Annotated in this window: 7 protein-coding genes; all 7 read left to right on the top strand. The window is 27.9% G+C overall.

Features of this window, described 5'->3' with window-relative positions; genetic code table 11:
• Positions 1 to 73 precede the first annotated feature (73 nt).
• The 7 genes from PW52_RS16740 to PW52_RS16715 all read left to right on the top strand — a co-directional run bounded on the left by PW52_RS16740 (position 74) and on the right by PW52_RS16715 (position 6,947).
• A complete protein-coding gene (locus PW52_RS16740; protein WP_044634137.1) occupies positions 74 to 664 on the top strand; it encodes an outer membrane beta-barrel protein in 591 nt (196 codons plus the stop codon).
• Between the two features lie 331 nt (positions 665 to 995).
• Positions 996 to 2,213, top strand: a complete 1,218-nt coding sequence (locus PW52_RS16735; RefSeq protein ID WP_044634136.1) for a porin family protein — start codon at positions 996 to 998, stop codon at positions 2,211 to 2,213.
• 907 nt (positions 2,214 to 3,120) lie between these two features.
• On the top strand, positions 3,121 to 4,155 hold the full coding sequence (locus PW52_RS16730; protein WP_044634135.1) for an alpha/beta hydrolase family protein: 1,035 nt from the start codon (positions 3,121 to 3,123) through the stop codon (positions 4,153 to 4,155).
• Between the two features lie 163 nt (positions 4,156 to 4,318).
• The gene (locus tag PW52_RS17275; protein ID WP_117584401.1) at positions 4,319 to 5,041 is read left to right on the top strand and encodes a DUF6090 family protein; all 723 of its coding nucleotides are present in this window, start codon (positions 4,319 to 4,321) and stop codon (positions 5,039 to 5,041) included.
• A 73-nt stretch (positions 5,042 to 5,114) separates the two neighbouring features.
• The gene (locus PW52_RS17755; RefSeq protein WP_240475212.1) at positions 5,115 to 5,237 is read left to right on the top strand and encodes a DUF6090 family protein; all 123 of its coding nucleotides are present in this window, start codon (positions 5,115 to 5,117) and stop codon (positions 5,235 to 5,237) included.
• A 104-nt stretch (positions 5,238 to 5,341) separates the two neighbouring features.
• Entirely contained in the window at positions 5,342 to 5,842 is a 501-nt protein-coding gene (locus PW52_RS16720; protein ID WP_131454017.1) for a hypothetical protein, read from the top strand.
• Positions 5,843 to 6,113: 271 nt separating this feature from the next.
• Positions 6,114 to 6,947, top strand: a complete 834-nt coding sequence (locus PW52_RS16715; protein WP_044634133.1) for a hypothetical protein — start codon at positions 6,114 to 6,116, stop codon at positions 6,945 to 6,947.
• The last annotated feature ends 128 nt before the right edge of the window (positions 6,948 to 7,075 follow it).

Raw genomic sequence — 7,075 nt, 5'->3', positions numbered from 1 at the left:
CCACGCAACAAACCATATACAAACACGTTCCCCATAAACTAAAATTAAACATAAACAAAACTTTACTTAACTTATGAAATCAAAACTCTATTGGATTTTAATTTTAGCTTTAGCTCTAAATTTAAACGCCCAAGAATCTAAATTTGACATTGAGGCTAATTTCCCAATCGCTATTGGAGATAATTTTTTAGGAGACAACCATAACGGAATTATTGACTTGGGAATCAATTACAGATTTCTACAAAAAGAAATATTGAATTTAGGAGTGTCCGCGAATTTTGGGTTCTTTAAAAACACTAAGTCAGGTGCAACCGACCAGAATCAATTATTTGATGTTAAAACTATTCCTATTCAACCTCGCTTATTTGCAGAGTTCAATATTCCGAATTTAGAAAAACTTCGTCCTCAAGTTGGAATTGGATATTCAATACTTATTTTTAATGCAGATTGGGCGGACAATCGAGATGATGAATTGCCTGCTGATATTGACGATAGCGAAGAGGGTTTTAATTTTAATTTAGGTATTGCATATGATTTATCTGAAAAATTCTTTTTACAGGCACAATATGATTTTGTGAAAATTAGAGTTGAAAATGGAGTTCCAGATATAAGTTACAACACGAACATTAATATTCTGAAATTTGGAATTGGATATAAATTATAAAAAACACCTACAAAAATAGCTATAAATAATTGCTTGGTTCTTGCCTACTCGGAAAATCCTACGGATTTTCATCTAGCTCAAAAACTTTTGCTAAATTAGTAACCAAACCACGCAATTATCCATAACCGAGACTGTTGTAAACAATTATGACCGAATGCGAAGACTACTTCAGAATTTCCAAAAATGAACACGCTCACAGTTTGAGCTATAGAATTCTATTTGCAACAGGAAGATTGACCAAAAAAGTAAAAGATAACTTTTGCAAACACCTAAAAAACCATACATAAACCTTAAGCAATAACTACACAATTATTAGCAAATTAAAACAATAATGAAAACACAAATTTTATGTCTTTTAATAACAATTTTAGGCCTTAATTGTTATTCACAAATCTCTTTTGAAAAAGGATATTACATTGACAATACAAACCAAAAAGTTAACTGTTTAATAAAAAATGTTGATTGGAAAAATAACCCAACTAAATTTGAATATAAACTATCCGAAAATAGTGAGCCTAAAAAAGCAACTATAAAATCAATAAAAGAATTTGGTATTAATAATATTTCAAAATATGTACGAAGCACTGTAAATATTGACAGATCTAGCGAGAACATTAATAAATTAAGCACCGACAAAAACCCAATATTTAAAGAAGAACAGCTTTTTTTAAAGGTATTAGTTGATGGTAAAGCAACCTTATATCAATACGCCGATAGTAACTTAAAACGCTATTTTTACAATAAAGACAATTCTGATATTGAACAATTAATATTTAAAAGTTATAAAACCGCAGATAACAATGTTGCTAAAAATAATAGATTTAAACAACAGTTGTTTATTGATTTAAATTGTGCAAATTTTAAATCGCGTAAAATTGAGAATTTAGAATATAAAAAAAATAGTTTAGTACGATTTTTTACTGATTACAGCAATTGCCACAACTACGACATAACGAAATTCGAGCCAAAGGAAAAAAGAGATTGGTTTAATTTAACATTAAGGCCTCGTATAAATAGTTCATCATTATCAATGCAAGATCCAAATTCTGAAAATATTGATTTTGAAAATAAAATCGGGGTTGGATTTGGGTTAGAAACTGAGTTTATTTTACCTTTTAACAAAAACAAATGGGCCATTGGCATTGAGCCAACTTATCAAAGTTATAAATCCGAAAAAACAACTAGCTCAAGTAATTTTTCTGGTGGCGTATTAATAGCAAATGTAGATTATAGCTCCATTGAAGTGCCCTTAAGCTTACGCCATTATTTCTTTTTAAATAATAATTCTAAAATTTTTATAAATGCTTCTTACGTATTAGATTTATTTTCAAAATCATCAATCGAGCTTACAAGATCTGATGGTTCAAGTGTAAATTCTCTAGAAATTAATTCCAGAAATAACTTAGCACTAGGAATTGGTTACAAACATAATGACAGATATAGTGTAGAAATAAGATACCAAACTAATAGAGAAATTATAGGAAACTATTTATATTGGAATTCAGAATATAAAACATTATCACTAATATTTGGATATTCGTTATTTTAATAAGAAGAAAATGTCGATAACAAAAGAATCAGAATTAATTAGGATCAAGATTTACCTTATAGGAGGCTTTAATAAAAAAGCCTTTCACAGAAATAGAGTCTTACGACCTTAAAAAAGGGAAATAGAAAAAAGAAAGCAATATGTTTTCTGGAATAGAAAATCCTGCTTTAGCATAGTCAAACAGTACTATCTATATCCTTGGTAATGGTTTAATTTTCACTTACAACACGAAAACTAAAATTTTAAACGAATATAAAATTGGCCTGTATACAAAAAGCTCTAAAACGTATTGTCTCGATGGAAACCTCTATATAATTGGAAGTTTTAATGAGAATGAATTTACAAAATCTGCCTCATCAAAAATTAGTGTTCTAAATTTAAGTGACTTTTATAAAACTAAAATAACAAATTCAATAAAATTTAATTAAAAGCTATTACCATCAACACAAATAAAACAAAGTTAACATACACTTTCTGAAAGGTTTTGTATAGTTAAATAGCAAGCTATTTTTTATATGACGTATTTAAAAAAAGCTAGTCTTATTCGCTTTACTTCATAAATAACTCCTTTAAAATTCATTGAGTAAACTACTATAAGCCATAAATTTAAATTTTGTTGTAACTTTTGTAGGTAATTTAACACTAACGAGTAAAATAAACTACTCTACAGAAAATAAACTGTATTAACCACTTAAAATATAAAAACATCAAAAAAATTAAATTATTGGTATATTTTTATTGGTATTATACTTGTAATTGTAGCATTTGGTTACTTTTTTGAGCTTAGAGAGGCATTTGGAAAAGCACTCGCAAATTAAACCAAAGTACGATTATAACAAGTTGTGCTTAATGTCCAAACTGTAACAAAATTCTAGATAATTCGTCACATATATAAACGAACTATTTTATGAAATTAATAAAACGAATTGTAATATCTATCGGAATTTTAATACTAATTGTGTTTCTTTTTTTTGGTTTAAAACTTGGAACAAAGTATTATAAATCTTATCAAAATTCTGAATCATTAACGAATACAATTCTAGATTCTAAAATTAGCGCTGAAGACTATAACAATTCATACAATATAAAAAATGGAGCTATTATATCTAAAAAAATAATAAACCTTTCAGAAATACCACCAATTTGGAATAGCATATCTGAAAACAATTCTTTAACAAAAAACTATAAATATTTAGACAACATTAATTTTTATGTTATTCTCTATAAGAGTGATTCTCTACTAGTGAATGGAATAATTGCGGAACCCAAAAAAGAAGGCAAATTCCCTGTAGTTATTTTTAATAGAGGAGGAAATAAAGAAGTTGGAAAAATGGCTAAAGCAAAAACACTTCATTCTTTAATACAATCGGCTTCAAAATTAGCAGACCAAGATTATTTAGTTATAGCCAGCTGTTATAGAGAAAATGATGAGTTTGGAGGTAATGACATTAAAGATGTTCTAAATTTAACGGAAACTATTAAAACAATTAATAAAGCAGATTCAAGTCGTATTGGAATGTTTGGATGGTCAAGAGGCGGAATGATGACTTACCTATCTCTAAAAAACAGCAATCTAATTAAAACCGCGGTAATTGGAAATGGACCATCTGATTTAGGAAAATTAATTATTGAAAGGCCTGAAATGGAAAGATTAGTATGTGCTAAACTGATTCCAAAATATAAAGAAAATAAAAGTGAAGAACTAAAAAAACGTTCTGTTGCTTATTGGGCTGACGAATTAGATAAAAGTGCAAGTTTACTTATTCTTTGTGGTACTGAAGACAAACAAGTAAACCCTAATCAGGCTCATATAATAGCTGATAAATTAACTAAAATAAATTATGATTTTAAGCTTGAGAAAGTAAAAACTGACCACAAGTTTTCTAATAAAAAAAATGAGCTAAATACGTTATTAATTAATTGGTTCAAAGAAAAATTATAAAAACACTAAGCACAACAAAGTATAAAAGTAATGGCGGGAATAGCGCTAAACCCAAAGAAAAAGATAAAAATAATTTATGGTCTAAACTGAAAGGTTTGTGGTCTTAAATCGCTACTACTCTTATATAAGACCATTATGCTTCATTATCTAAAACCACTAACCAATGATAAAATTCTTTAGAAAAATTAGACAAAAAATGCTGACTGAAAATAAATTCAGCAAATATCTGGTTTATGCTATTGGCGAAATTCTATTAGTGGTAATTGGAATTTTGATTGCATTGCAGATTAATAATTGGAATGAAGTTCAAAAGAACAAACTGAAAGCTACCACTATTTTGAAAGAAATTCGTTCGGATATGTTTAAAGATTTAGAGTTAATCGAAGAATTAAAACCTTATTGGGGAAGAGAGATTATGTACTTTAAAAAGGTTTTACCTTCATTTATTCCTCGTAAAGAAATAACTTCCTTTGCCGACCTTGATACTATTAGCAAAATATCTTATTCGGAGTTATTTGGATATGATATGCCTTTTCGATCAAACACAAGTGCATACGATGCAATGATTGCTGATGGCAATTCTGACCTTATAATAAATGACACCTTATACTCTAATATTCAAAGGTTCTATACTTTTAATGCACCTACCAATGAAAATTTATTTGAAATCTTGAGACAGGGTTCATCGGATTTAAATTATAAATATGCTCATATATTAACTTATAAGCCATATAAAAACCTTAGTGATTTAACGGATCAAAATTTAATTGCTGATCTTAATATTTATTTTCAATCAAAGAACTTTTATTATTGGAGAACATTTGTCATAAACCAAGAAAGCCTTTTAGATATTATTTCTCAGATTGACAAAGAATTAAAACAATAGCTGAATTAAAAATAACGAAAGCATAAACCGCTAACCAATGATAAAATTCTTTAGAAAAATACGCTTCGACCTTATGAAAAAAAATAACGCTGGAAAGTATATAAAGTATGCTATTGGAGAAATTGTTTTGGTCGTTATTGGAATTTTGATTGCGCTGAGTTTAAATAATTGGAATGAATCAAAAAAAATGAGATAATTAAACAGCAGTTAATTGAAGACTTAATTGTAGAATTACAATCATCGAGGGTTATAATAAATGATGCCATTGCCCTTGGCGATTCTCTAATTGCAGATGGTCAATTGTATTTAAAACACATTGGATCTAGAGAATTGACAATTCAAATAGATTCACTAAAAAAACTTGGAGATTTTATAACATATGGTATTCCTTATGATCTCAATTTACCAATTTATGAAGATTCAAAATCGTCAGGCAGGCTTAGTATGATTAATAATAAGAAAGTACTTACACTTTACGCTGAGATAATGTCTGCCGACATTGGTGGAACCATTCACCGTAAAATTAGTAATGATATGTATTATAATGGTTCTGACTGGGAACTAAGAAAAGAAATAGGATTAAGCGAAATTTTATCTACGCCTAATGAAATGATACCTGAAAGGTTTAGATTAACTGAAAAAGAGTTTTTGGAAATCCTTGCAAGTCCTTCTACGTTTGCCACGTTAAATAATTCTTTACAAATGAAAGTTGTAAGGATTAAATATATGAATAGAATAAGCAATGGAATGACAAAAGTTATAAAATTACTTGAAGAAGAAAAAAATAATCTTAAGTTATAAAAAGAACAAAAGTACAACAACGTGTTTAATAAATAGCTAGTTATCGCTTACTTACAAAAATCCCAGAGGATTTATATTCGGTTTTTATTTGCTAAATTAGGTGCTTGAACACGCCACTAATCATACATAAAACTGTTGTAGCAATATTATTGAACTACCAATACTTCAAATCATTAATAATAATAAAACAAAGGTAAATTATTACAAAAAAATAAAAACTACTAGTAAAAATTGGATTTCCTTAAAATGTAAAAACAATATGAAATTTAAAATGAAATATTTGCTCTTACTATTATTAGCCTTAAAAGGTTTTTCGCAACCTAAAGACGAAATAAAATTACCTAAAGGCGGTAAGAAAATAGAAATTAAAAGTTTAACAAACCTTTATAGTTTATATATAACCAAAAACCAAGAGGTATATAATGATGATAAAAAATTAGAGTACTTTCAAGATATTAACTACACATTATTAGACCAGAAAAATAAGATTCCAGAACCTTGGATAGCACAAAAGGTATTACTTTATGCAGATGCCCATACAAAATATAAGTTTATCGATAAAATTAAAAGCCATATTACATCTACATTTTCGTTATTCTATATGACCGATAATATTTATGATTTAATTGCGACATCTTTTAGATTTAATAATTTCTCAAAAAAAAGTTTCTTATTGGAGGAAATTAATTCATTACAAGAAGAAGAGCTCATTGAATCTTCTTCAATTACAATGGATATTTCTGATTTTGCCAATCCTTGGTGGGTTGAACTAGAAAGAGATTTATATTCAGATAATAAAGAAGTTATCCAAGGAGCCATAAATCAACATAATCATACTTTAATAACCGTCTCTCCAAACAAAGCATTAAAGCATAAAGATTTGTTATTAAATGATAATAACCTGAAAGCGCTAATAAAGTCTAATAAAGTACTTTACCTTGATTTTGATGATAATACCTATTATGAAGATTATCTTGATGCCATTCAAAAAATAAAAAAGCACCAAATAGCATTAGAAAAGAAACAAGAAGAGAAAGCCTATGTTATTGAAGTGTCTATAAACTTAAAAAAGCATCTTAATCAAATGGGAGTTGAATTAAATTAAAAAATACTACCTACTACACCATGTATAAAAAATCGCTAAATTAGGTACTTAAAACACGCCACGAACCATACACAAAACTGTTAGCACCAATATAACAACTGTACTTTCCTGAAATAGGTTGACTAAAA

Source organism: Neotamlana sedimentorum (genome assembly GCF_000943565.1).
Taxonomy (GTDB): Bacteria; Bacteroidota; Bacteroidia; order Flavobacteriales; family Flavobacteriaceae; genus Neotamlana; species Neotamlana sedimentorum.
The sequence above is the reverse complement of the archived record's forward strand: the minus strand, read 5'-3'. Positions and strand labels throughout refer to the sequence as shown.

What these genes read in the sequence shown, in the direction of transcription:
- PW52_RS16740 (WP_044634137.1), top strand. Translation starts at nt 74, where the DNA reads ATGAAATCAAAACTCTATTGGATTTTAATTTTAGCTTTAGCTCTAAAT.
- PW52_RS16735 (WP_044634136.1), top strand. Translation starts at nt 996, where the DNA reads ATGAAAACACAAATTTTATGTCTTTTAATAACAATTTTAGGCCTTAAT.
- PW52_RS16730 (WP_044634135.1), top strand. Translation starts at nt 3,121, where the DNA reads ATGAAATTAATAAAACGAATTGTAATATCTATCGGAATTTTAATACTA.
- PW52_RS17275 (WP_117584401.1), top strand. Translation starts at nt 4,319, where the DNA reads ATGATAAAATTCTTTAGAAAAATTAGACAAAAAATGCTGACTGAAAAT.
- PW52_RS17755 (WP_240475212.1), top strand. Translation starts at nt 5,115, where the DNA reads ATGAAAAAAAATAACGCTGGAAAGTATATAAAGTATGCTATTGGAGAA.
- PW52_RS16715 (WP_044634133.1), top strand. Translation starts at nt 6,114, where the DNA reads ATGAAATATTTGCTCTTACTATTATTAGCCTTAAAAGGTTTTTCGCAA.